This is a genomic window from Dethiosulfovibrio peptidovorans DSM 11002 (genome assembly GCF_000172975.1).
Taxonomy (GTDB): Bacteria; Synergistota; Synergistia; order Synergistales; family Dethiosulfovibrionaceae; genus Dethiosulfovibrio; species Dethiosulfovibrio peptidovorans.
The window spans coordinates 1,396,076-1,420,648 of record NZ_ABTR02000001.1 but is presented as its reverse complement, the minus strand read 5'-3'; the positions used below and the strand labels follow the sequence as shown (position 1 = coordinate 1,420,648).

Below are 24,573 nucleotides of genomic sequence, written 5' to 3'. Positions count from 1 at the left end.
GTTGCAAAAACACCTACGACTATTTAGAATTGACGATACAGGGCTTCGCTCTGACATATCATCGAAGGGAAGTGTTTTATCGTGAAAGTCTTCAGACGTACATTGACTATACTGCTTATGTCCTTGATATTGATGGGGCTCACCGCGGCCACCTCTACGGCGGTTACGGTGAAGATGTCCTACAACGGACCGCCGAAAGCGGAGGATAACGCAGTCCACGCCTTCGCGGAAAACTTCAAGAAGTTGGTCGAGGAGGGAACCGAGGGACGGGTTACCTTCGAGCTCTTCCCCGATAGCCAGCTGGGAACGGAAGAGGAGCGAATGGAGCTCCTGATGAAGACCGGCCTTAACCAGCCTATGGCCAACATAGCCTCCTTCGCAGGAGTAGCCCCGGTTTTCCCCGAGATATACGCCTCGTCCATACCCTTCATGTTCGACTCCTACGAGGCGGCCCACATATTCTTCGATAAAAGCCAGTACTGGAAGAAAGCCCAGGAGGAGTTCCGCAACAGGACCGGAGCGGTGCTGTTGGAGGCGGTTGAGGAAGGCGGATTCCTGGCCTTCACCAACTCGAAGAGAGCCATACACGGCCCGGACGACTTCAAGGGGCTCAAGTTCAGAGGAATGGACGAGGGACAATTGGCCATATACAAGGCCTTCGGAGCCAGCGGAACCCCCATTCCCTGGACGGAACTCTACATGGCCCTCAAGACAGGAGTCGTGGACGGTCAGATGAACCCGGCCATGTACATAGTCATAGGAAGCCTCTACGAGGTACAGAAATACATGACTCTGGCCAACATACAGTACTCAGATCAGTTCCTGGTCATGAACGGTGACCTGTTCGATTCCCTCTCCGAGGAGGATCGCAAGGTAGTCGTCGAAGCGGCCAAGGAGGCCAATCGCATCAGCCGCATGGAAGTGGAGGCGGCTGACTCCAAACAGGTGCAGTATCTGAAGGAAAAGGGGATGGAGGTATACTCTCCCAACGAAAACGAGATGGATCTGTTCAGGAAAAAAGGACAGCCCGAATACGTGAAGTGGCTCAAGACCAAGGTGAGTCAGGAATGGCTTGACCTGGCGGTGCAGTGCGCCACCAGGGCGAACGAGGCGGCGAAGGAATAGCGCTATGGACGGCTCGAGCGACCTCGGGAAAGTCCAGAGGATGGCCGTCGCCATGGAGCGACTAAGCGCCGTGGTGGCCGGTTTTCTCCTGCTGGTCAACGTGGGAGATATAGTGCTAGGCATCTTCTTCCGTTACGTCATGAAAAGCTCGATCATATGGACCGAGGAGGTAGCTCGATATTCCCTGGTTTGGCTGGTGATGCTGGGGGCGGCGGGAGCCCAGGCAAAGGGGGACCATATGTCGATAGACTTTCTGGCACCGCGTTTCCCTAGATGGCTGCAAAAGGTCTCCTACATAGCTAGGATGGGAATACAGGCGGTGGTACTGATCCTCCTGATATGGCTCGGCAGCAAGAACGTCGCAGGGACCTGGACCATGAAGACCATGGCTCTAGGCATCCCCAAGGCCATTCCGCTCATGGCCGTTCCCATCGGCATGTCCATGTTGTTGATGCAGCTCCTGCTCCAGGAGCTGCATCGCCCCTCAGACGGAGGCAACCGGTCATGACGGGACTCATACTCCTGGGAGGATTCTTCCTCCAGATGGCTCTGGGAGTGCCCCTCTACGCCTCCTTGTTGTTCACGGGATTTCTCGGCATATTGGGTACTGGAAACCTAACGCTCCTCAGGGCCATTCCGCAGCAGTTCTTCGGAGGAATGGACGTTTTCTCGCTGATGGCCATCCCCTTCTTCATACTGGCCGGAAGCCTGATGAACCGTTCTGGACTGACCGATCGACTGATCGACTTCAGCCGTCTGTTAGTAGGATCGGTCCGGGGGGGACTGGGATACGTAAACGTAGTGGGAGGCATTATTCTGGCTGGGGTCAACGGCTCCGCCGCGGCGGACGCCTCGGCCCTGGGATCCATTCTTATACCGGCAATGGAGAAAGAGGGATTTCCCAAAGCATACGCAGCAGGGCTCACAGCCGGAAGTTCGCTGATAGGGCCGATAATACCGCCCAGCATATTCATGATAATCTACGCCGCCATGACCAACACCTCCATAGGGGGGCTGTTCGCCGCCGGAGTGGTCCCGGGATTCGTCCTCGGGCTGGCCTTCATGGCCATGAACTGGTTCTTCTCCAGACGCTACAAGGTTCCCATGACCGACACCGCCGCGGTGAGGGCCAGGGCCAATACCATACTTAGGAGATCGATTGCAGCACTGGTGGCACCACTGATAATAGTAGGCGGTATCGTGACCGGGGTGGTGACCCCGACCGAGTCAGGAGCTTTGGCGGTGGTCTACTGTCTGCTGGCGGGGATAGCCGTCACAAGGCAGCTGACGTGGTCCGGCCTCTGGGACTCGATCTACGAGACGGTCCGGCTCACCAGCGCCATCTTCCTGATAATGGGAGCTGCCACAGTGGTAGGATGGTTTCTAAAGTGGGAGAGGGTCACACAGAAATTCGCCTCTGTAATAGTGGGAATGGGACTGTTGGAACATCCCTGGCTGCTGATGATAGTGCTCAGCTCCATAATCTTCGTCATAGGGATGTTCATGGAGGAGGTGGCGGTGCTCACTTTGCTGACCCCTGTCTTCGCCCCTCTGGCGGTTAAGGCCGGTATAGACCCGTTCCACTTCGGCATAGTGATGACATTGAACGTTACGATAGCATTGATAACCCCTCCCGTCGGGGCCTGCAACTATATCGTGGCAGCGGTGGGCAAGGTTCCTCTGGGAGACCTGTTCAGGGAGATATGGCCCTTCATAGCGGTGGCCATGACCGTGTTGATGGCCATCATATCCTTCCCGGCGATAACGGTCACACTGCCACGAATCTTAGGTCTCTAGTGACGGAGGTGAAAATATGACGGAAAAAACGCCTCTTTTGATCGAAAGCGGAGATCCTCTCGTATCGGCCAGCCTGTACCCCGAAAAGATACTGTCCAGGCCGCAGTATTTCATACAGGGTCTTAAGGGGAGCATCCCCGAGTCGTTTCTCCGTATGGGGGTCTACGAAAGGCTGATAAGGGCGGCGGATAGCCTCCCGAAGGGATGGAAGTTCGTTCTTCTGGATTGCTGGAGAGCTCCCGAGCTACAGAGGGAACTGTTCGACACCATAAAAGACGAGATTTTCAGGGACCATCCGAAACTATCGCCGGACGAGGTGGATCAAAGGTCCAGGATATTCGTGGCCTATCCCTCGGTAAAGCCTGAGCTCGTATCGGGACACTGTACGGGAGGATCGGTAGACCTGACCCTGGCGGACGAAAAAGGACGGACCGTTTCCATGGGCTCGGGGTTCGACGAGACCTCCGAGAGATCCTACACCGACCATTACGACAGGATCCTGGAGACGAAAGGTTCCCTGTCCCTGGAGGAAGAGGATATACGGAACAACAGGAGGTTACTGCTGAACCTCATGGAGAGCGTGGGGTTCTCCAATTATCCCAATGAATGGTGGCACTTCGACTACGGCAACAGGAACTGGGCAATCAGAACAGGTCAGGAAAACTGCATATACGGGTTCGTCCGTCCCGAGATGAGGTGGCGAAACTAATGGAACAAACGATCGCCCCGCCCGGGCTATATTTAGCCTGGGCGGGGCGATATCATGGACATACACTCGGAGAGGTCGTTTCGGCTCCGCTGAAATGACCTCTCCGAAGACTAGCGCTTTCAGAGATACCCTTCAGTCGAAGTAAACTCCCTCTATAGCCAGCAGTCTCCTCTTGATCCCCAGTCCACCGGAATATCCACCGAGAGAGCCATCGGCCCCTATAACCCTGTGACAGGGGATAGCCACCGGCACAGGGTTTCTGCCGTTGGCACCCCCTACTGCCCTGCAGGCCTTCGGCTTGTCGATCGCTGCGGCCAGTTGGGAATACGACACCGTGGTACCGTAGGGAATGGCCTTCAAAGCGTTCCATACCTTCAGCTGAAAATCGGTTCCCTTCAGGGAAAGAGGCAGGTCGAAATTCCTCAGCTCTCCGGCGAAGTAGGCCCTAAGCTGTCCAACTGCCTCTCTGAGATCCGAAGGAGACCGTCGCCAACGGTCGAAAAGCGGCATAGGGATATCCTTGTCCTCGTACAGCTTGATCCCGCTGACCCCGACCTCGTCCATGAGCACCAAGGCACCGCCCCATTCGGTCTCGACGTTGTCGTAGAGCATCTTACCTCAAGCCTCCCATTATGTTTACCATCCAACCGTATAGAACCGGTATATGCTGAGGTTTAAAGGCGAAGGTCGCGAAGGCCCCCATGGCGACCACGCTGTGGAGAATCGACAGGAACCCCTCGTATTTCTCTCTCAAAGCGATATAGCCCAAGGTCCACATACATATGGCCATCCCTATAAGGTAGAAGATCACCGGACTGCCCGCGTCGGGTAGATGGGTCATTATCCTTATCTTGAGGACCGCGTAGGCGGACCATCCCATCAGGAAATAGGCCTGAGCGATGAAAAACACCAGGTCCAGGCCCACCCTCAACAGCTTGCTCTGAAGATCGTCGCCAGTGGTACCGCCGAATTCCCCGGAGGCTATGGAACGCCTGGTTCCGGATACAAAAGGGGTCACGTACCGAGCATATAGCACCGCTATGATGTATCCCCACAGTATCAACGACAGGGTGAAAGAAAAGGCTTTCATGCTCTACATCTCCCTCAGAACGTAATCCAGATGGCCCAATCCGACGGCCTCTCCGTGACGAAGCTGCTCCATCGAATCTATCTTATCGTACAGATCCTTGAAGGGATCGGTCCCGGCCCTGGAGATCACCATATCGAGACAGGCCTTGTCCAAAGCTACGGGATCGGTCGAGGCAGCAAGTCCTATGTCGGGCACCACCGAGGCGTCGCTCCAAGGGACGCAATCGCACTGAGGCGTCACGTCCATTATGAAGTTCAAAAAAACCGTCTTTGTTTCCTTGTCCGCCACGGCTCCCAGAGCGTACTCGGCCATCCTCCGGTGAAACTGGACTACGTCGGTCCTCCAGTCCAGGGAGATCGCCGAGGCGGGACAGACAGTGAGACATTCGCCGCAGCCGATACAGACATCCTTATCTATAACGGCCTTTCCTCCCGTCATGGAGATGGCCTTGACCGGGCAGTTTCTGAAACAACGGCCGCATCCCACGCATTTTTCGTCGTCCACCGACATCCTGGCCGAATGCTGCTCCTTCTTACCCTCGGCGGGAGCACATCCCATGGCTAGATTTTTCACCGCACCTCCGAAACCAGCCATGACGTGCCCCTTGAAATGGGACAGTACTACCATCGAGTCGGAAGAACGAATGTCCGAGGCTATCTTGACCGAGGAAAAAACCTCTCCCCTCACGGGGATCTCCTGAAAGTTCCCGCTCCTGAGTCCGTCGGCTATTACCAGGGGAGCCCCTGTTACCTCGAAACCGAAGCCGTGCTCTATAGCGGTCAGGAGGTGGTCCACCGAGTTCTTCCTGCTGCCGGTGTAGAGAGTGTTCGTGTCTGTAAGAAAGGGCTTAGCCCCCTTTTCCTTGGCCCAGTCCACCGCTTTTCTCACGAAGATAGGGCGTATGAAACCATCGCATCCCCTCTCGCCGAAATGAAGCTTTACCGCCGTAAGGTCCCCTTTTCGTAAAGTCCTTCCTCCGGCTGCTTCTAGAAGACGACGTATCTTGTTGCCCTTGTTGTCCTCCGGCGTCTTGCTCCTCATATCGCTGAAATAAACGGTCGAAGTCATCGGCTTCCCCCCTATAAAAACTGATCTGCTATTCCATAAGACTTAAAAAACCCCGTCCTCTATAATAGCAACTTTAGGGGACAAAAGCACGAAATGCCGGGACGGGATCTAAACCTTGACGACCATATCCGGAGGATTCACCCAACGGCGCATCTCCGCTCTGACCATGTACCAACCCAGTATACCGCCACCCACGTCGACGATCGGGAAGGAAAGCCATACTCCGTCCACGCCCAACAGAGGGGGAAGTATAAACAACGGAGGCAACAGAAAGATCACCTGGCGGCACATATTGAGTATGAGGCTCTGTTTCGCCTTACCTAGGGCCTGAAATACGAACCCCGATATTATGGCGACTCCCGCCAGAGGGGCCCCTATATAGCCTATTCGGATGGCCCTCTCAGCCATATCCAGTAGAGGCTCGCTCTCCTTGTTGAACAGCATGGCCATCTGCCTCGGGAAAAGTTCTGCAACGATCAACGAACAGAGGAAGAAAATCACCGCGGACGCCATGGCCATGCTGACGGTCTTCTTAACTCTGTCGAAATTCCCCGCCCCGTAGTTGTACCCTATTATGGGCTGAGACGCCTCTCCTATACCGACCGCCGGCATAAACAGCAGGCTGTCGAGGCTGAAGAAGATGCCCATGGCGGAGACCGCCAGCTCCCCTCCCAGACGGCTCAGGGTACGGTTGAATATGACCATTACGAAGACAAAGAACATCTCCATCATGAAGGGAGAAAAGCCTACCGCTATCATCTCCGCCATTATCCTCTTTCTGGGACGAAAGCTCTCTCGGGTGAAACGAAGCTCGCCCATCCCCTTAAGGTAAAACAGCAACACCCAGCAGGCGGCTCCCAATTGAGCCAGCACCGTCCCAAGAGCCGCCCCCTTAACCCCCATGCCCATCTTCACTATGAAAATCCAGTCCAGAAAGACATTGGCGCAGGCCCCGAGGATAAGGGTCCACATGGCGTATCTCGGATGCCCCTCGGCCCTTATGAAGTAATTGCAGCAAAAGCTTATCAGCTGGAAGGGGACGCCCCAAAGTATTACCAACATATAGGATCGCGTCAGAGGCATCAGGGTCTCGCTGGCACCGCAGAGATACATAAGCTCTTCCATAAAGAAAAAGGCCAGCACCATGAGAACCACCGAGAACACCAGGATGGCCAGGAAGCCGTTTCCCATGGCAAGTTGAGCCCTGTCCTGCTCGTTTTCCCCAAGTCTTCTGGATATCTGAGACGAGGTTCCCACGCCTATAAGAATACCGGTGGATATGACGAGAAGGAAAAACGGGAAAGCCACGGTTATAGCGGCTATCCCGTTAGGACCGACGGCGTGACCTATGAACATTCGATCCACTATGTTATAAAGGGCACTGGCGACCATTCCCACTATGGCCGGAAGGGAAAACTGAAAAATTAGCCGCCAGATCGGGTCACTACCCATACGCTCAGAACGTTCTTTAGATGTCATCTTTGCTACCTCCATATTTCATGCGACTCGCAGTTCGGTCAACCCATTCTACGACAAGATAGGAAAAAATGGCGATTTTTATATCGAGAATCTAAAAAGTTAGATACCAAACCCCAAGGAGGTGCTGCCATGAAAATCGATCTCGTGTTAGAGACCTCCGACACGTCTTTATACCTTGTGGATCTTCCTCAGCCGATAGAGGGATTCGAACACTTCATATGTTCCTGGATACTGGAGGATCGAGCAAAGGAAACGGTATCGGTTGTGGACTGCGGCCCCCGCTCCACCATACCGGTGCTGGACGGAGCCCTGAGATCGTTGAAGCTCCGGCCGAACAGACTTCTTCTCACCCATGTACACCTCGACCACGGAGGAGGTGCGGGATATCTGTGTAGACTCTACCCCGACATGACTGTTACGGCACATCAAAGAGGGCATCGTCACCTGGTGGATCCCGAAAGACTTTGGGAGGGAAGCCTTCTGGTGCTCGGAGACACGGCGACATCCTACGGAAAGCCACTGCCGGTACCGGAGAAATCTCTGAACTATGCCCTTTCCGATATATTTACCATAGAAACCCCGGGACACGCTCACCATCACCTGTCGTTCCTATACTCCGGGGACAGAAGGATACTCTTCGCAGGGGAGGTCGCAGGGGTATGCGCGGATCGCATGGTGAATCGGTGGCACAGTGATAAAACAAAAAAGGCTCCCTACCTGAGACCGGCAGCCGCTCCCCCTTTCCGCATCGACATAGGCAGAGAATCGCTCCGATCGGTCTTGAAACTGGATCACGACCTGTTCTGTCCGGGACACTATGGGCCGGTCGACGACGGAGCGACCTTCATGAAAAAAGCCCTTGACCAGCTGGATCTTTGGGAGGAAACTATCTCCCTAGCTCGCGAAGACGAAGACCCCGACGCCCTGGTGGACCATCTCATCAAGACGGACCCGGCCTTGAAGCCCATAGAGGAATTTCTCCCCGAGGTGGCATCGAGAGAGAGAAACTTCATGACCAACAGCGTGATGGGGATTATGAAAGATATATCGGATAAAATACTGAAAGGAGACATACTATATGCTGAAAGCCATAGTTGGAGGAACGGTGGAAACGATATCGTCCGGAACGATTCAGGGAGGTACCGTCCTGGTAGAGAACGGCAGGATAAAAGCGGTCGGAGCGGGACTTTCCATACCAATCGAAGCTGATATCGTAGACGCCTCGGGCATGACGGTCACCCCGGGCCTCATAGACGCACACACCCATATAGGAACCTGCCCTGAGGGAACTCCCTACTCCATGACTGACGAGAACGACATGACCGACCCGAGCACCCCTCAATTGAGGATATTGGACTCCATATACCCCTTCGACGAAGCCTTCGGCGAGGCTAGAAAAGGAGGAGTGACGGCAGTGCAGGTCCTTCCGGGAAGCGCCAACGTCATAGGAGGACAGGGGGCCGTCATAAAAACTAGAGGTCTAGTGGTGGACGAGATGGCTGTACTTGCCCCGTCCGGCATGAAGGCAGCCCTGGGAGAGAATCCCATAGGGGTCTACAAGGAGAAAAACCAGCTTCCAACCACAAGAATGGGCAACGCCGCCTGCATGAGGAACACCCTTCAGGAAGCCTTCAACTACAAGGCCGCCAAGGAACACTGGCTCGCCAAAAAAGACGAAGACAAGGATCCCTTCGATATAAAACCCGGCATGGAGGCTCTGCTGCCGGTAGTGGAGAAAAAGATGCCCCTCAGGGTGCACTGTCACAGGGCCGACGACATAGCGACGGCCGTAAGGACCGCCGAAGAATTCGGGATAGAGCTGACCCTGGAACACTGCACAGAGGGACACCTCATACCGGACTACCTGGCGTCGAAGAAAGTAATGGCGGCGGTAGGCCCCACCCTCTCCTGCCGTCCTAAGATAGAGCTCAGACACATGACCTGGGACACCCTTAAGGTTTTCTCCGAAAGGGCGATCCACTTCTGCATAATAACGGACCACCCAGTGACCCCGGTCCATTCCCTGATGCTCTGCGCCACCATGGCCCACCGGGCTGGACTGTCCAGGGAAGAGGCCCTAAGGGCAGTAACCCTGTCCTCGGCTGAACATCTTGGCCTGGAGGCTAGAATGGGATCTCTGGAGCCGGGGAAGGACGGAGACATAGTCTTATGGAAGGGCGACCCCTTCGACGCAAGAACGGAGGTAGCCATAACCTTCATAGACGGAGCAGAGGTCTACAGGGCCTAGAAAAAAGGCGGAGCCGAGAACAACATCTCGGCTCCGCCTTTTTTCTACCTTTCAAGAAGGAAACACGCCACTTCGTGATCCTTCTCCACCTCCACCAAAAGTGGCTCTTCCTCTCTACATCTGTCCATGGCGTAAGGACATCTGGTGTGAAACCGACATCCCGACGGCGGGTCTATAGGAGAGGGGATGTCGCCCTCCAGGGGGATCCTCTCCACCTTCACGGTGGGATCGGGAAGGGGGATCGCCGACATCAACGCCTTGGTATAGGGATGAAGGGGATTGATGAATATCGAGTCCTTGGAGGTTATCTCCACCACCTTGCCGAGGTACATTATGGCGATCCTGTCGGAGATATGCTTGACCACCGACAGATCATGGGTGATGAAGAGATAGGTAAGGCCCAGCTCCTGCTGAAGATCCCTCAGCTCGTTCAAAACCTGGCTCTGAATGGACACGTCCAGGGCAGAGACCGGCTCGTCGCACACGATGAACTTGGGATTCAAGGCAAGGGCCCGAGCTATACCTATTCGCTGTCTCTGACCGCCGGAGAACTCGTGAGGATAGCGGAAACGATGTTCGGGACGAAGACCGGCCTTGACTATCACGTCGGTGACGTACCGGTCAAGCTCCTTACGACCTTTGGCGATACCGTACAGTTTCACCGCCTCTCCCACTATCTCGCTCACGGTCATCCTGGGATTGAGGCTACCGTAAGGGTCCTGGAATATTATCTGAATGTTTTGTCTAACCTGTCCGGGGTTATCCTTGAGCATCTGCCCCAGCTCTCGACCCTGAAAGTAGACCGAGCCATCGGTCGGTTCCAGAAGATGCATCAAGGTCCTGCCGGTGGTCGACTTTCCGCATCCCGATTCTCCTACCAATCCCAGCGTCTCTCCCTCTCGGATGGAGAAGGAAACGCCGTCCACCGCCTTCACGTGGTTGACCACCTTCTTGAATATACCCTTCCTTATGGGGAAATATTTCTTAAGGCTCTCTACCCTCAGAAACTCCTCCCTCTCGACGGGAACGCTCATTCCTCGACCCCCTCTCTGTCGGGATGATCCTCGTACAGCCAACAACGTACCTTGCGGTCGCCCTTGAGCCTGTATATGGGAGGCTCCTCGACGCTGCATCGATCTAGGCACTGATCGCAGCGATTGTGGAACTTACACCCCTCCGTGAAGTCCAACGGGTTCGGCACCACCCCGGGGATGACATCCAATCTTTCCTTGTCACTGTCCATCCTCGGTATGGACCGAAGAAGCCCCTGGGTATAGGGATGAAGGGGCTCCTTGTAGAGGGGAATCACATCGGCCTCCTCCACGACCTTACCGGCGTACATCACCACCACCCTCTGGGCCATCTGAGCTATGACTCCCAGATCGTGGGTTATGAACATTATAGCCGAGTTCAGTTTCTCCCTCAGGTCGTTCATGAGATCCAGTATCTGAGCCTGTACCGTCACGTCCAAAGCAGTGGTGGGCTCGTCCGCTATCAGCAGAGCAGGGTTACAGGCCAAGGCCATGGCTATCATGGCCCTCTGCCTCATCCCTCCGGAAAGCTGGTGAGGGTATTCGTCCACTCTCTGATCCGGCGAAGGGATTCCGACCAGGTCCAACATCTCGACGGCCCTCTTTTTGGCCTGCCGATCGTCCATCTTCTGATGAAGCCTCAGAGGCTCCATGATCTGCTCCCCTATGGTGTACACCGGGTTTAAACTCGTCATGGGCTCCTGAAATATCATGGAGATATCGTTGCCTCGGATCTTCCTCATCTCCGGCTCGGAGAGGTTCAACAGGTCGACTCCGTTCATGACGACCTCTCCTCCGGCCACTCGACCAACCGGCTTGGGGAGAAGTCCCATTATGGACAGGGAGGTCACCGACTTTCCACATCCCGATTCACCGACTATGCCCAGGGTCTTGCCGGGCTCGATGGAAAAGGAGACACCGTCCACGGCCTTGACCGTTCCGGCATCGGTATCGAAATAGGTCTTAAGGTTTCTGACTTCCAACAATGCCATGCCCGACACCTCCTATCTCTTAAGCCGGACGTCCAGAGCGTCCCTCAGGCCGTCTCCGACGAAGTTGAAGGCCAAAACTGTGTACATTATGGCCAGACCGGGGAAGATCGCCCACCACCACTGACCGGTGGCCAGGTACTTCTGCCCTACCGAGATCATCAGCCCCCAGCTTGGAGTGGGAGGCTGAGCTCCGAAACCGAGGAAGGCCAATCCCGCCTCCACCATTATGATGCTGCCCAACCCCAGGGTCGCCTGAACTATGACCGGAGCCAGAGCGTTGGGAAGGATGTGGGAAAAGATTATTCTCCAGGTCGGTATGCCGAGCGCCTTAGCCGCCTCTACGTACTCCCTCTCCCTGAGGGAGATGAACTGAGCCCTGGTGATCCTCGCGACCGGCACCCAGGAAACCAGACCAATGGCAACGAAGACGACCATCATGCTGGGATTGTTGAATACGGCGATTATAGCCAGAACGAAGAGAAAGAAGGGAAAGGCGAAAACCACGTTTATCAGCCACGATATGGCATCGTCGACCCATCCTCCAAAGTAACCGGCCAGAGCCCCCAGAGGGATGCCTATCATTAGGGACACCAACGTGGCGAAAACCCCTATCTGTAGGGAGATGCGGGCCCCGAATACGACCCTGCTGAGGATATCCCTTCCGTAGAGATCGGTGCCCATGATATGACTAGCTGTAGGGGCGGCCAGTTTGGCCGCCTTTCCCTCGGTCCATATAAGCTGTTTAAAGGGATCGTAGGGAGCTATCTGAGGAGCGAAGAGGGCCACGGCCAGGAGAAAGAGGACCATGATAAGCCCCAACATGGCCAATTTATTCCTGCGAAAACGCACCCATGCCTCGTACCAGAGACTGCCGTGCTTGCGGTTCTTTGCGGTGTCGACCGCTTTATCCTTTTTATTCAACCTCGGTCCCCCCTTAATCGTAACGGATCCTGGGATCGAAGAAGCCGTAGGAGATATCGACGATCAGGTTGGCGACGAGGAAAATCAACGCCATAAAAATGACCGTCCCCCTTATCATGGGGAAATCTCTGGCTATGAGAGCCTCCACCGAGAGACGACCTATTCCGGGCCAGGCGAATATCGTCTCGGTGAGGACCGCACCGGAAAGCAACGAGGCTATCTGAGTCCCCACTATGGTCACCACGGGGATCATTGCGTTCTTGAGGGCATGCTTCATCACCACGACATTGCCCGCCAATCCCTTGGCCTTGGCGGTCCTTATGTAGTCCTGGTTCAAGACCTCAAGCATACAGGACCTGGTAAGACGGGCGGTCAAAGCCCCCGGTCTCACTCCCAAGGTAATCACCGGAAGTATGAGATAGCGCCACGATCCGTCGCCATATCCCGCTCCTGGCAACCACCCCAGACCATAGGCGAAGATCAGAAGAAGCAGAAGCCCGACCCAGAAGACCGGGGCGCTCACCCCTGCGATAGCTATTATCATGGCCGAATAATCGAACACCGAGTATTGCTTGACCGCCGAGAGAATCCCGGCACCGACACCTATCACCGTACCGAGCACCAATGCCCACATGGCGAGCCGTGCCGTCGCTCCTAAGCGATCCTTGATGGCATCTGCCACCTTTTCGTTGGTCCTGTAGGATGTTCCCAGGTCCCCCTTGATCAACTGACTGATGAAATTTATATATTGTTTATGAAGGGGCAGATCCAACCCCAGATCGTGACGGATCTTGGCCAAGGTCTCGGGATCTCCTCTTTGACCCATCATAATCATGGCCGGGTCTCCGGGAACCACATTGATCAATATGAAAACGGCCGTAACGACTCCCCAGACCACGGGGATAGTGTACAAAATTCGCCTCATTATGTAAGTGAACATACCAGGGCCACCTCCTATCTATCGTGATGAAGACTCTACCGTAAGAGACGCCGTGATGCCGAGAGAACCTCCCCTTCAGAGGTCTCCCACGACAAAGCGGATAACTTTATCGCACAAACTAATCACCTCCCCAAACAAAGCCATGAACATAAGTTACAAAACCCCTTCCCGACGACGCGGGTGTCAGAGTAATTGCCGCTAACAACAGGACTCAACAAACAGGAAGATAAAAAAATAGTCTTTTTTGAGGAAACTCGAGAGATGAAGACGATGTAACATGAGGATCAACGAGTTTATTATACTCCTATTTGTCGATAGAAACACCTATTTTTTAACACCGCCACTATTGCCCCGATACCAAAAGGACAGCATACTCATAATGTATCCTCAAAATGGATTCCTTTGTGGATTCTAAAAACTCGACATCACAGGGGACGCATGGGGATCGATCATCTCGGCAGAGAGAAAACGGAGGGAAGAAAAAATGAAAAGAACCTTTGCGCTGGCATTACTGGGCACCCTTATCGTAGCTATCCTGTCTACCACGGTATCGGCGAATCCTAAAAGCGGGGGAATCCTCAGATGGAGGATAATAAACGACCCACCTTCGCTCGACCCGGTTACATCCAACATAACCACAGCCACGAGGGGAACCAATCTCTATCTAGAGACACTGGTCAAGACGAGCCCTTCCGGCAAGGAGATACTTCCCTGCCTCGCCGAAAACTGGGAGGTTGACGACGACTCCAGGGTATGGACCTTCCATCTCAGAAAGGGAGTGCTTTTTCACGATAACGTACTGGGAGAACCTGCTCTCAACGGAGGCAGAGAGATGACCGCCGAGGACGTAAAATATTCCTTCGAACGTTTGGTAAAGATGAAATCCGCCAGGGTTTTCTTCGCAAACAAGATAAAGGGCTACCAGGAGCTCAACGATGGCAAGGTCTCCGAGTGGGCCGGAGTGGAGGTCCTGGACGACTACACCGTTCGGTTTACGTTGGACGAGCCTTTCGCGCCGTTTCTGGCGGTACTGACCTATCCGTCCTTCGGGGTGATTCCCCGAGAGGACGCCGAAAAATGGGGCAAGAGTTTCACGTTTCATCCCGTAGGGACCGGCCCCTTCATCCTCCAGGAATGGAAACACGACAGCATCGCCTCTTTCCGCAAAAACCCGAATTACTGGGGCAAGGACGATATAGGAGTGAAGCTGCCATACCTGGACGGAGTCGATCTCATGGTCATACCGGACAACGGCGTGGCCTATCTGGAGTTCAAAAAGGGCAATATAGACGTCCTTCCGGACATACCGGACGAGTACTATCAGGAACTTAAGGACGGCTTCGCCCCCTACTTCCAGGAACGTCCGGGGCTCAACACCTACTACTACGGCATGAGCCAGACTGGCGAGCCGTTCATGGACAACCTCAAACTCCGTCAGGCACTCAACTACGGGGTAAACAGAGAGGGCATAAACGAGCTGGTCCTCAACGGCAGATACCAACCGGCCAAAGGTGTGCTGCCTCCTGGGATGCCGGGATACAACGACGATCTGAAGGGCTATGAGTACAACCCGGAAAAAGCTAAACAACTCCTCTCGGAGGCGGGTTATGAGAAAGGTCTGGAGCTTACGCTGTACTTCAACAACAACCCCAGACACCGCTCCATAGCGGAGGCCATGCAGGCCCAACTTGGAGAGCTGGGAATAAAGATCAGGCTGTCCTCCTCCGAGGTAGGAGCCCATTACGACGCGGTTAGGCGAGGAGATTTCAAGTTCTTCCGGGCCGGATGGGCCGGGGACTACGCCGATCCGGACAACTTCCTCTACACCCTGTTCTGTTCCGACAACTTCGGCCCCAAGGGCAACTACTGCCGATATAAAAACGACGACGTCGACCGCTGGCTGAAGGAAGCCAGAAGAGAGACCGACCCCGACAAACGTTGGGAGCTCTACGGAAAGGCGGAGCAGCAAATAGTGGACGACGCGGTCTGGATGTTCCTCTTCTACCAGACCACCAGCCTTGTCACTCGCCCCGACGTCCAGGGGGTAGATCTGGCATTTTTGGGAGATTACATGACCGAACTGACCGAGGTCTGGCTGGACAGATAGGGGTTAGGGTAGGAAAATCAAGTCGAAACTACAAGACGATAGGGGGGCCGCGTCCTGCGGCCTCCCTTCTCTGGAACTGGATGAAAGAAAGGGATGACCTATCGTGAAAAGGGGAAATATGTCGCCTGAGGACCTGCTGAAGTTTCGCTTTCTCTCCGGTCCGTCCATCTCTCCCGACGGAAGATCTATCTGTTACTCGGTCCATAAGGCGGACCTGGAGAAAAACCGCTACGATTCGAGACTGTGGCTCCATATCCTGGACTCCGGGGAAAATCGCCCCTTGACGGGATCCGGATGGGAAAAGTTTTTTTGCTGGAACAACGACGGCGAGGAGATCGTCTTCGCCAGCGACAGGAAAGACCCAGAAAAGGGGACCACCGACCTGTACGCCATAGCTCTAGGGGGAGGGGAAGCTCAGCCTATCGGATCCCTGACGTTCGCGATCTCGTCCATCGTCCACCTTGGAGGGAACCGCTATCTCCTGTCGGGAGAGGATCCCAGGGAATCGGAAAAGCTGGCGGAAGCGGACTACATGGTCTTCGAGCAGGTGCCTTTCTGCTCCAACGGCAAGGGGTACACCGCCCAGAAGAGAACGGCTCTGTACATCTACGAAAGGGGTGGCGAAGCCAGAAAGCTGACCCCCGACACGCTGGACGTGGATCGCTACAGGCTCTCCCCAGACAAGACCAAGGTCCTGATAACCGGCCCGGACTTCACCGACGTAAGGCCCATAAGGAGCGGCCTCAGGGAGCTGGACCTGAAAACAGGGGAGATCGACGAGTTGATCCCCGACGGGGCCTTCGCCTGCAAGTGCGCCGACTATCTGGACGAATCCGTGGTGCTCACGGGGTCGAAACTCGACAGACACGGCATAAACGAGAACGTCGCCTTCCATGTGCTCAAAGACGGCGTTCCGAGAGAGATCACACCCGGACTCGACAGAGGACTCAGAAACTCCGTAGGCTGCGACTGCCGTTACGGAACCTCCGATCTCAACCTGGCCTTCTTCGTGGACAGCGGCAAGATCTGGTTCGTCTCCACCGACGGAATCGAGTCGCATCTACACTCTCTGGACCTGTCGGGAAAGATCGTTCAGGAGACCGAAAAAATCTCCTCCGTGGACGATTACCATGTAAGCGGAAGGAAGGCCGCCGTGATCGGATTAAAGGGGCTCGCCCTCCAGGAGCTCTACATCGTTGAGAGCGGAGAGGAGCGCAGGGTCTCGGGCTTCAACGGATGGACGACGTCCGATAGGATACTGTCCGTTCCCGAGCCCTTGGCGAGCCGTTCCGACCCGGGTTGCCCCATAGACGGATGGATCATGAAACCCACGGATTACAGAGAAGGAGAGAGGTATCCCGCCATAATCCACATACACGGGGGCCCCAAGACTGCATTCGGCGAGGTGTATTTTCACGAGATGCAGCTCTGGGCCGCCAGAGGCTACGTGGTGGCCTTCTGCAACCCCAGGGGAAGCGACGGCAAGGGCAACGACTTCGACGATATCAGGGGTAAATACGGCACGGTGGACTACGAAGACATCATGGCCTTCACGGACGAGGTGGAAAAACTGCCCTTCGTGGACGAAGACCGCATGGGGGTTACTGGAGGGTCCTACGGAGGCTATATGACCAACTGGATAATAGGCCACACCGACCGATTCAAGGCCGCTGTCTCCCAGAGAAGCATTTCCAACTGGATCTCCAAGGCCGGGATCTCCGACATAGGATACTATTTCGTCCCTGACCAGCAGGACGCCGACATATGGGACGACGTCGAGAAGCTATGGTGGCATTCACCTTTGAAATACGCGGACCGCGCGACAACTCCGACTTTATTCATCCACTCAGATGAGGACTATCGGTGCGAGCTGTCCCAGGGGCTTCAGATGTTCACCGCCCTTAAGCGCCACGGAGTGGGCAGCAAAATATGCGTCTTCAAGGGAGAAAACCACGAGCTAAGTCGAGGGGGAAAACCACGGGAGAGACTGGCTCGTCTGGAGGAGATCTCCCGTTGGTTCGATAGATATCTCAAGGACTAGAGAAACAATCGGAGGGAGAGCGATATCGCTCTCCCTCCGATTGTTACGGAGACAGATCAGGGAAGTATGGCGAAGCAGCGGGCGGGGAAGCCCGAACCATCCTTAAGCTTCGGAAAAGCCGCCACTATCAGAGCCCCTTTAGGCGGCACCTTATCCAGATTCGCCATCAGCTCTATCTGATAGCGATCCTGGGCCAGAACGTAATGCTCGCAGACCATGTTACCGTTGGAAGAGTCGACACCGCAGTCCGTATCGGCGGTCTCGTGTCCCGATGCAGTCACTCCCCTCTCCTCGTAGAGGAACCTGAGGGAATCCAGACTATACCCGGGATAATGTGCAATGCCCTTCTCGTCCTTGTTGTCCATGGCATCGCAGTCGGGCCAGCGTTTGGACCAGTCGGTCCTGAGGGCGAAAAAGCACCCCTCAGGGATCCTGCCGTAGGAGTCCTCCCAGGCGATAATATCCTCTCTGGAGAGACATCTGTCCGGATTTTCCGAGACATCCCGAGAGAGGTCCAGGACGACCAGAGGCAGGAACATCTCCTTCACATCGATAAGATCCACCGTCCTTCCTCCCGGGACAAAGTGTCTCGGAGAATCGACGTGAGTTCCCCATTGCCCCACCAAAGTCATCTTCTCCACCCAGAACCCGTCGTTTTCCACCGTATAGAGGTCTCGCCTCTCCATATCGTGAAGAGCGGGATAGTGGGGTATTCCGGGACAAAACGAGTGGGTGAGATCGACGAAAGTCCTGCCCTTCAGCTCGCGGTAAAGCTCCATCAAATCCATTAGAGACACCTCCTATCGGCCATCCGGACCATAGGGATCACACTTTGAACTGATCCAGATGCCTTCTAAGCTGCTCCATCCCCTCCAAAAGAACCTCTGTCTGGGAAACCACCGATTCGAAAGCGTTCTTGGCCTCCTCGGTAACCCCTCCGATATCGCCCAGACGTTCGACTATCTCGGAGGTTCCCTTAGCTATGCTGTCCACGGCGTTGGCCATCTCCGTGCTGGACATAGACTGAGCCTTGCTCAGCTCTGAGACCTCGTTCATGACGCCATCAACCGCCTCGATCTCCTTCATGCTGGAGGCTAGATCGTTCCTGAGCCTATCGGCCCGATCCACCACCTTACCCAGGATCTCCTCCTCCTCGACCGTCCCCTGGATTGATTCCTTGGCGTAGACCGACAGAGTCTCTATCAGGGAGGATATCTCCTGAGCAGCGGAATTGGACTCCTCGGCGAGCTTGCGAACCTCCTCGGCGACCACGGCGAAACCTTTTCCGGCGTCTCCCGCCCTGGCAGCCTCGATGGCGGCGTTGAGAGCCAGCAGGTTGGTCTGATCGGCTATACCAGTTATGGCCCCCACGAAATCGGTTATGGACTCCACCGCGTTCTCCAGAGAGGACATCTTTTTCCTGTTCTCCTGAGATTTGACGCTGACACCGTTTATGTCCTGCACCACCTGCTCCATCTGCACCGAGACGCCTTCGGTGAACTTATAGGTCTTGGACGAGGCTTCCACTCCCCGTTCCGAGGCCTTCGCCACGGACTCGGCTGTGGCGGCCATCTCCTCTACCCCGGCGTTGGACTCCTCCACAGCGGCAGCGTTGGTCTGAGAGAGCCCCATAATTTCCTCCATCGAGGATTTCACCGTATCTATCGTGCCGAGAGAGCTCTGCGATCTCTCCGCCAAGACGTGGGAATCCTCCCCGAGCCTTCGAGCGATGGACATCATGTCGACCACGAGAGTCGAAAGCTTGTCCATAAACTGGTTCAACGAGCCGCAGAGCCTGCCGACCTCGTCGGAGGTCTTTATGTCCATCCGGACCGTGAGGTCTCCCTCTCCCTCACCGAGGTCCCTGACGACCTCGGTCATCTTCCGAAGAGGCGAGGCGACCCTTAGAAGAACGAAAACGTTCAATGCCAACACGGCGGACAGCAACACTATCGATATGGTTACGGTCCTGTTCCTTATGGACCTCTCAGTCTCGGAGGCCTGTCGGTTGAACTCGGCTATCAGGTGATCTCTGGTCTCCTCGCTACCCTTTTTAAGATCTCCCAGATAGGACAGATCGAGACCGACCTCCACGGAGCCGATGACCTCTCCCTCGTGGACGATATCTGCCTTGAAGGGGGAAAAGCCGCGCCCCTCGGGCTTCTCTCCCGCCGCCACCGCACCGCCGTCGTCGTAGATCACGGCATAGGCGACGTTGGGAACCTCCAACATCCCGGCAGCGTAATCCGACAGCGACTCCTCGTTGAAGTTCCACAGAGGGGCGGCGGATATCCAGGCCAGATAGCTCGACATGGCCTTCCCGTAATCCTCGGCTCCCTTGGCGCTCATGGCGTTCTTGTTCTCTATGTCCTCGTTCAACATACGTTCAGCCACGGAACCGACGGAAAGGGACATATTCCCCACACCTCTGATGGCAACGAAGGCCAGGGCCCCTATCGACAGGATTAAACTGAATGCCGTCAGAACCCCCAATTTGGAAACGATACTACGAGACAAATAAAGCCCTCCCTTTCACTCTTATCTCGGAAAAAAGACAATCCCATACAAGCTATATATATCAGTATATATCGAATCCATCAAAAAAACCAAAAACTATTTAGGGGGATTACAACGGGAACAGGGAGAATACCCCAGGGATTTAGCCTTATCCAACGACAATGGCTCTCCCTTGCCCTTCAGATACGAGCATCCCTTGGAATGATACTTTTTACCCGTTTCCGTCACGTAGACGATCTGTTCCCTTTTCTCCACGTCATTGATGTCTTTCTTCGAGGATGGGCTTCCATCCCAGTTCAGGTCCAAAAGCACCATATCGTGATCGGGGCTCTGACTTCTTTTAGTAGATCTGGCGGGGATCGACGTCTCCACCTCAAAGAGCCTCCATGAATCGGACTTCTCTATGCCGAGGTAGCCTATGTAATCCAGACGGCTCTTTCTATCGTCGTAGCTGTAGCTCCCCTTCGGCAGGGAGAGAAGGGGAAAGTTCGTTCCCTTTGGATCGTCCACGTTGTAATCGCCTAGGATGAAGACCGGCCCCTTGAGAGAACCGACTATACCGTTTATACCGTCGATCTGAGCCCCTCTCTTGAAATCGTTGTAACGCTTCGCCCTGTCCTGATCGTCCTTGCCCCTGGTACTCTGGCTCTTTAGATGGACGTTGACCATGTGGAACCGTCTGTCTCCCTCGATATCCAGGAAGAGTCCCACCATTGGAGGCCTGTCGTGGAGACGATAGCTTTTTCCCTCGAACCGGAAGGACCCGTTGGCGCCGTAAACAACGGGGCCGTCCAAGATTCGAACACTGTCCTTCCGCCATAGAAAATAGAGGTCCTGCCTGCCTCCAGTGTCGTTGCCCGAATAAGCCCATCCGGGCAGGAATTTGGTCACGAAAAACCTCATAGTAGCGTCGCCCTCTATCTCCTGCAGGGCCAACAGGTCCACGTCGCTCTCCTTTATGAGTCGAGCCAGGTAGCTACAGTCCTCCTGCGAATATGCCTTTTTTCCCGACACGTTGAAATACTCGATGTTGAAGGTCCCTATGACCAAAGCAGGGGCCTGAGCCGCCCATATGACCGCCAAAAGCGCCCCCAAAATCACCTTTTTCGTAAACCTTCTCATAAAAAAACTCCCTTCCATTACAGACATCACCTAGGTTCGTGAAAATAAGCATATCAAAAAGCAAATAGGGCAGGGAATTTCCCCTGCCCTATTTGCTTTTGACGATAATCCAGAAACCCCTTACACGGATAAACGCTTTTCGATCGATTTCCACGAGATTCCGTCGAGACTTTCCTCGTCTACCGCCGCGAAGGGAAGGACGATACCCCTTTCCTCCAACATGACCGACAGGACCTTCATGAAAGCCCCTCGCCCCGGCCCCATTTTTACCGAATCCACACTTCGGGCGACGGCATCGCCACCTCCGATCATGCCTCCGGTGTAACCGTAACAGGTGCAGTCGACCCCGCAGCTCGGACTTCCATCCACCCCTACGACGCCGAGAACCGACACTTTGTTGGCAAGATCGTCCTCGACTTGATCTACCACGTGCTCCAACAACGATCTACTGTGACGGCGATAGGCCGGGATATCGTACTGTTCTACGGTCATTCCCCATCGCCTGGCTCCGGCGAAGGTGGCCTCGGGACATGGAAGCTGAAATATCCCGATCCCCGACTTTATCAACGGAAGGACCAGAGGTTCCAGAGCTCCGGAATATAGCCCGTAGCCATCGACCTTGGAGTTTACGTTCAAAAGACAATGAGATATAAGTACATAGCGTCTAGATCTGTTCACAGGCACCCCTCCAATCAGGCATCTTGATTATAACAAAAAAGACACCTTTATCTGCACGGAAAGGCGGCTTTTCCGAAAAGATATCCACTAGTACAATGGGAACCGAAAGGGATGGTGGTCATGAAGGGAAAGATACTGACGATGCTCAAGAAAAGACAAGGCGACTTCGTCTCGGGGCAGTCCATCTGCGACAGTTTGGGAGTAAGCAGGACGGCGGTATGGAAGCACGTCAATCAGCTGAAAGAGGACGGCTACCAGGTCGAGTCCGTGCCTAGAAAGGGATACAGAATAATCTCGTCTCCCGATGTCCTGACCTCGGAGGAAATCGTTCCTCTTCTAGACACCGACTTCATAGGAAGAAACGTGATAAACCACCACGAGGTGGAGTCGACGAACCTGACCGCCAAGGCGGAGGGAAGATCGGGCTGCGTCGACGGCACGGTCGTTACGACGGAGCATCAGACCGGAGGAAGAGGAAGAAGCGGCAGAAGCTGGAGCTCCTCTCCCGGCGAGGCCGTTCAAATGTCCATCGTGCTGAGACCGGGGACCCCTCCGGCAACGGCGCCGCCGATAACCCAGATAGGGGCGGCTGCCGTCGCAGTGACACTGGAGGCTATGGGATTCGCCCCCAAGGTAAAGTGGCCCAACGACGTCCTGATATCGGGTAAAAAGGTATGCGGCATACTGACCGAGATGACCTGCGAGTTGGACAGAATAGACTTCATAGTGATGGGAATAGGCATAAACGTAAACGTAAAAGCCTTTCCTAAACCGGTAGACGAGGTGGCGACATCGCTGCTGTTGGAAGGGGGCAGATCTCTCGACCGAAGAAAAATCGCCGCGGAGGTACTGAACCGTTTCGAGCCTCTCTACCGAGGATACCTAAAAGGAAACGGGAAAACCTATCTGGAGATATGCCGCAGGCTTTCCTGGCTCGAGGGCAAGGAGATATCCTTCGAGAAAGATGGAATCACCGTGACCGCTACGGCAGGAGACATCGACGAAGAGGGAAGACTGGAGGTCCATTTTCCGGGGGGAAGCAGCGAAAAACTTCTGTCCGGAGAGGTACATCTAGGATCCGTTTTAAAAAGATAAAATCGGGAGAGGAGGCAAAAAGCCGCCTCTCCCGATCGCATCAGGAAATCGAGTTTCTTGCCGATACGACCTCCTGGGAGGACAAAACGCTCTCGGGGGACAATACCAAAACCATCCTCTCGCCCTCTACGTCCGTCCTGGCCACCTGGGACACGAAATCCCTGGCCCTTCCCAGCTCCTTCATGGAAAGAGGAGGCTCGCTCATGTGGGACAGGGGAACCTCCATCACGCCGGTGACATCGTCGACCATGAAACCGAGAAAGGAGTCGTCCAGCTCGACCACCAAGATCCTGCCGTCCTCCTCGGAGCCCTCGCTGGACTTAAGGCCCAGTCTCTTGCTGAGACTCACGACAGGTATGACGTCCCCTCGAAGGTCCAACACCCCCTCCACAAAATCGGGCATACCGGGGACCTCGGACAGGTTGCCGACCCGATTGATCTCCTTGATCCTGGTTATCGGAAGACCGAAAGGCTGGCCGCTGACCTTGAAGACCACCAGTGTCTCCGAGCCTCCGCCGTCCTCCTTATCCGCAAAGGCCCTGTCGTCCTCCGAGCCCATTTCCCTCAGCCTCTCACGATCCACCAGACCGTCTTTATCCAAGATGGTCACGATATCATCGTCGTGATGGACTATGGCGCTCACGGTCTGCCTGTTCGAATCGCCTCTGACCACGGAAGGAGGCTCGCTGACCTCCGACATGGGAACCTCCAACACCTCTTTTATCGCATCCGCGACGAATCCTAGACGGAAGTCCCCGTAATCCGCCACGAGGATCTTACCCTTCTCCTGGTCCAGCTCCCCGCCTCGGCGAAGCCTTTCCCTCAGGTTGACCACAGGAAGGATATTGCCCCTTACCTGGAGTACCCCCTCGACGAAAGGAGGCGCGTCGGGAACCGACACCGGAGGCTGATACCGAAGGATCTCTCTGACCTCCTCCAGGCGGAAACCGTAATTATCCCCGTCTAGATCGAAGGTCACTATTCTCATCGTTTCGTATTTACTCTGAGAGTCCATGCGATCGTCGTGGTTTTCAGCGGCTATGCGCTTCAACATCTCCCTGTCCACCGACAGTATGTCCGCCGCGTCGAGAAGAACCACAAGACGGTCTTCGTGTCTGACCACTCCCTTGACGGCGCTCCTGTCCAATCCGGCACCTTCATTCCCCTCCGGCTCGGAGAGGTCGCCGAGATCCAACTCGGCGACCTGCGACGCAGAATCCACCATGACCCCTGCGGTAAGGCCGTCCAGGACCAGTATAAGCACCTCTGAGCGATCGACCTTATCTTCGCTGCTTCCCAGTCGTATCGCCAGATCGACGACCGGAATAACGTCACCTCGAAGGTTGATTATCCCTCTGACGTGTTTCGACGCCATGGGCAAAGGGGTAATCTCAGGGCGGGAAATTATCTCCTTGACGTTCTCCAACGGCAGAGCAAAATAACGCCCGTCCAGGACGAACTCGATACAGCTGTTTTTAGCCATCATCTCACTTACCTCCCTCCACAGATTCAAATCCACTTTCAAAAAGACTACAGATAACACCCCGAATGGGTCATTCTACGATAGCTACACCGGGCCTTTCCGCTCAAACCACCGGGAAATCGGGGAAGAA

The 24,573-nt window shown here is 55.0% G+C and carries 22 protein-coding genes; 9 read left to right on the top strand and 13 right to left on the bottom strand.

Annotation, left to right across the window (positions count from 1 at the left end; translation table 11 throughout):
- Positions 1 to 81 precede the first annotated feature (81 nt).
- The 4 genes from DPEP_RS06760 to DPEP_RS06745 are packed head-to-tail and all read left to right on the top strand — an operon-like array spanning position 82 to position 3,631.
- Positions 82 to 1,125 carry a TRAP transporter substrate-binding protein gene (locus DPEP_RS06760; RefSeq protein ID WP_005660738.1) on the top strand — a complete coding sequence of 348 codons (1,044 nt, stop codon included), beginning with the start codon at positions 82 to 84 and terminating at the stop codon, positions 1,123 to 1,125.
- A 4-nt stretch (positions 1,126 to 1,129) separates the two neighbouring features.
- Entirely contained in the window at positions 1,130 to 1,633 is a 504-nt protein-coding gene (locus DPEP_RS06755; RefSeq protein ID WP_005660737.1) for a TRAP transporter small permease, read from the top strand.
- Complete coding sequence (locus DPEP_RS06750) at positions 1,630 to 2,922, top strand: TRAP transporter large permease (protein WP_005660735.1); 1,293 nt, start codon at positions 1,630 to 1,632, stop codon at positions 2,920 to 2,922. The genes DPEP_RS06755 and DPEP_RS06750 overlap by 4 nt, the downstream gene beginning before the upstream one ends.
- 16 nt (positions 2,923 to 2,938) lie before the next feature.
- Complete coding sequence (locus DPEP_RS06745; RefSeq protein WP_005660734.1) at positions 2,939 to 3,631, top strand: M15 family metallopeptidase; 693 nt, start codon at positions 2,939 to 2,941, stop codon at positions 3,629 to 3,631.
- 132 nt (positions 3,632 to 3,763) lie between these two features.
- Here DPEP_RS06745 and DPEP_RS06740 read toward each other — a convergent pair whose 3' ends face one another.
- From DPEP_RS06740 to DPEP_RS06725, 4 genes are all read right to left on the bottom strand, one after another.
- Positions 3,764 to 4,243, bottom strand: coding sequence for a methylated-DNA--[protein]-cysteine S-methyltransferase (locus DPEP_RS06740; protein ID WP_005660733.1), 480 nt, complete (start codon positions 4,241 to 4,243; stop codon positions 3,764 to 3,766).
- 1 nt (position 4,244) lies between these two features.
- Positions 4,245 to 4,721, bottom strand: a complete 477-nt coding sequence (locus DPEP_RS06735; RefSeq protein WP_005660732.1) for a hypothetical protein — start codon at positions 4,719 to 4,721, stop codon at positions 4,245 to 4,247.
- 3 nt (positions 4,722 to 4,724) lie between these two features.
- Positions 4,725 to 5,789 carry a DUF362 domain-containing protein gene (locus DPEP_RS06730; RefSeq protein ID WP_005660731.1) on the bottom strand — a complete coding sequence of 355 codons (1,065 nt, stop codon included), beginning with the start codon at positions 5,787 to 5,789 and terminating at the stop codon, positions 4,725 to 4,727.
- A gap of 108 nt (positions 5,790 to 5,897) precedes the next feature.
- Positions 5,898 to 7,268: an MATE family efflux transporter gene (locus tag DPEP_RS06725; RefSeq protein ID WP_005660730.1), complete on the bottom strand. Its 1,371-nt coding sequence runs from the start codon at positions 7,266 to 7,268 to the stop codon at positions 5,898 to 5,900.
- A gap of 129 nt (positions 7,269 to 7,397) precedes the next feature.
- On the opposite strand from DPEP_RS06725, the gene DPEP_RS13565 reads away from it, so the two are divergent.
- Together DPEP_RS13565 and DPEP_RS06715 are read left to right on the top strand one after the other, a co-directional pair.
- Positions 7,398 to 8,477, top strand: a complete 1,080-nt coding sequence (locus DPEP_RS13565; protein ID WP_005660729.1) for an MBL fold metallo-hydrolase — start codon at positions 7,398 to 7,400, stop codon at positions 8,475 to 8,477.
- Complete coding sequence (locus DPEP_RS06715; RefSeq protein ID WP_241760504.1) at positions 8,374 to 9,516, top strand: amidohydrolase; 1,143 nt, start codon at positions 8,374 to 8,376, stop codon at positions 9,514 to 9,516. Before DPEP_RS13565 ends, DPEP_RS06715 begins: the two co-directional genes overlap by 104 nt.
- A 44-nt stretch (positions 9,517 to 9,560) precedes the next feature.
- On the opposite strand, the gene DPEP_RS06710 is transcribed toward DPEP_RS06715, so the two are convergent.
- From DPEP_RS06710 to DPEP_RS06695, 4 genes are read right to left on the bottom strand one after another with little or no spacing between them, the layout of a single operon-like run.
- Complete coding sequence (locus DPEP_RS06710; RefSeq protein ID WP_005660725.1) at positions 9,561 to 10,550, bottom strand: ABC transporter ATP-binding protein; 990 nt, start codon at positions 10,548 to 10,550, stop codon at positions 9,561 to 9,563.
- Positions 10,547 to 11,539, bottom strand: coding sequence for an ABC transporter ATP-binding protein (locus DPEP_RS06705; protein WP_005660723.1), 993 nt, complete (start codon positions 11,537 to 11,539; stop codon positions 10,547 to 10,549). Before DPEP_RS06705 ends, DPEP_RS06710 begins: the two co-directional genes overlap by 4 nt.
- A 12-nt stretch (positions 11,540 to 11,551) precedes the next feature.
- Positions 11,552 to 12,460 (bottom strand): ABC transporter permease, encoded by a 909-nt coding sequence (locus DPEP_RS06700; RefSeq protein ID WP_005660721.1) that lies wholly within the window; start codon positions 12,458 to 12,460, stop codon positions 11,552 to 11,554.
- A gap of 13 nt (positions 12,461 to 12,473) precedes the next feature.
- Complete coding sequence (locus DPEP_RS06695; RefSeq protein ID WP_005660719.1) at positions 12,474 to 13,400, bottom strand: ABC transporter permease; 927 nt, start codon at positions 13,398 to 13,400, stop codon at positions 12,474 to 12,476.
- A gap of 484 nt (positions 13,401 to 13,884) precedes the next feature.
- On the opposite strand from DPEP_RS06695, the gene DPEP_RS06690 reads away from it, so the two are divergent.
- Positions 13,885 to 15,507, top strand: a complete 1,623-nt coding sequence (locus DPEP_RS06690) for an ABC transporter substrate-binding protein (RefSeq protein WP_005660718.1) — start codon at positions 13,885 to 13,887, stop codon at positions 15,505 to 15,507.
- A gap of 103 nt (positions 15,508 to 15,610) precedes the next feature.
- Positions 15,611 to 17,548 (top strand): S9 family peptidase, encoded by a 1,938-nt coding sequence (locus DPEP_RS06685; RefSeq protein ID WP_241760466.1) that lies wholly within the window; start codon positions 15,611 to 15,613, stop codon positions 17,546 to 17,548.
- Positions 17,549 to 17,604: 56 nt separating this feature from the next.
- Here the strand turns inward: DPEP_RS06685 and DPEP_RS06680 are convergent, their stop codons facing one another.
- From DPEP_RS06680 to DPEP_RS06665, 4 genes are all read right to left on the bottom strand, one after another.
- Positions 17,605 to 18,336, bottom strand: coding sequence for a cyclase family protein (locus tag DPEP_RS06680; RefSeq protein ID WP_005660713.1), 732 nt, complete (start codon positions 18,334 to 18,336; stop codon positions 17,605 to 17,607).
- A 37-nt stretch (positions 18,337 to 18,373) separates the two neighbouring features.
- Positions 18,374 to 20,065: a methyl-accepting chemotaxis protein gene (locus DPEP_RS06675; protein ID WP_005660711.1), complete on the bottom strand. Its 1,692-nt coding sequence runs from the start codon at positions 20,063 to 20,065 to the stop codon at positions 18,374 to 18,376.
- Between the two features lie 96 nt (positions 20,066 to 20,161).
- Complete coding sequence (locus tag DPEP_RS06670) at positions 20,162 to 21,187, bottom strand: endonuclease/exonuclease/phosphatase family protein (RefSeq protein WP_005660709.1); 1,026 nt, start codon at positions 21,185 to 21,187, stop codon at positions 20,162 to 20,164.
- A gap of 120 nt (positions 21,188 to 21,307) precedes the next feature.
- Positions 21,308 to 21,865 carry a CD3072 family TudS-related putative desulfidase gene (locus DPEP_RS06665; protein ID WP_005660708.1) on the bottom strand — a complete coding sequence of 186 codons (558 nt, stop codon included), beginning with the start codon at positions 21,863 to 21,865 and terminating at the stop codon, positions 21,308 to 21,310.
- A gap of 120 nt (positions 21,866 to 21,985) precedes the next feature.
- Between DPEP_RS06665 and DPEP_RS06660 the strand changes: the two genes are divergently transcribed.
- Complete coding sequence (locus tag DPEP_RS06660; protein ID WP_040382466.1) at positions 21,986 to 22,960, top strand: biotin--[acetyl-CoA-carboxylase] ligase; 975 nt, start codon at positions 21,986 to 21,988, stop codon at positions 22,958 to 22,960.
- Between the two features lie 40 nt (positions 22,961 to 23,000).
- Here the strand turns inward: DPEP_RS06660 and DPEP_RS06655 are convergent, their stop codons facing one another.
- Positions 23,001 to 24,446, bottom strand: coding sequence for a chemotaxis protein CheW (locus tag DPEP_RS06655; protein ID WP_005660706.1), 1,446 nt, complete (start codon positions 24,444 to 24,446; stop codon positions 23,001 to 23,003).
- Between the last annotated feature and the right edge of the window lie 127 nt (positions 24,447 to 24,573).

Coding starts and splice junctions, on each gene's coding strand:
- DPEP_RS06755 (WP_005660737.1), top strand. CDS start 1,130: ATGGACGGCTCGAGCGACCTCGGGAAAGTCCAGAGGATGGCCGTCGCC.
- DPEP_RS06750 (WP_005660735.1), top strand. CDS start 1,630: ATGACGGGACTCATACTCCTGGGAGGATTCTTCCTCCAGATGGCTCTG.
- DPEP_RS06745 (WP_005660734.1), top strand. CDS start 2,939: ATGACGGAAAAAACGCCTCTTTTGATCGAAAGCGGAGATCCTCTCGTA.
- DPEP_RS06740 (WP_005660733.1), bottom strand. CDS start 4,243: ATGCTCTACGACAACGTCGAGACCGAATGGGGCGGTGCCTTGGTGCTC.
- DPEP_RS06735 (WP_005660732.1), bottom strand. CDS start 4,721: ATGAAAGCCTTTTCTTTCACCCTGTCGTTGATACTGTGGGGATACATC.
- DPEP_RS06730 (WP_005660731.1), bottom strand. CDS start 5,789: ATGACTTCGACCGTTTATTTCAGCGATATGAGGAGCAAGACGCCGGAG.
- DPEP_RS06725 (WP_005660730.1), bottom strand. CDS start 7,268: ATGACATCTAAAGAACGTTCTGAGCGTATGGGTAGTGACCCGATCTGG.
- DPEP_RS13565 (WP_005660729.1), top strand. CDS start 7,398: ATGAAAATCGATCTCGTGTTAGAGACCTCCGACACGTCTTTATACCTT.
- DPEP_RS06710 (WP_005660725.1), bottom strand. CDS start 10,550: ATGAGCGTTCCCGTCGAGAGGGAGGAGTTTCTGAGGGTAGAGAGCCTT.
- DPEP_RS06705 (WP_005660723.1), bottom strand. CDS start 11,539: ATGGCATTGTTGGAAGTCAGAAACCTTAAGACCTATTTCGATACCGAT.
- DPEP_RS06695 (WP_005660719.1), bottom strand. CDS start 13,400: ATGTTCACTTACATAATGAGGCGAATTTTGTACACTATCCCCGTGGTC.
- DPEP_RS06690 (WP_005660718.1), top strand. CDS start 13,885: ATGAAAAGAACCTTTGCGCTGGCATTACTGGGCACCCTTATCGTAGCT.
- DPEP_RS06680 (WP_005660713.1), bottom strand. CDS start 18,336: ATGGATTTGATGGAGCTTTACCGCGAGCTGAAGGGCAGGACTTTCGTC.
- DPEP_RS06670 (WP_005660709.1), bottom strand. CDS start 21,187: ATGAGAAGGTTTACGAAAAAGGTGATTTTGGGGGCGCTTTTGGCGGTC.
- DPEP_RS06660 (WP_040382466.1), top strand. CDS start 21,986: ATGAAGGGAAAGATACTGACGATGCTCAAGAAAAGACAAGGCGACTTC.
- DPEP_RS06655 (WP_005660706.1), bottom strand. CDS start 24,446: ATGATGGCTAAAAACAGCTGTATCGAGTTCGTCCTGGACGGGCGTTAT.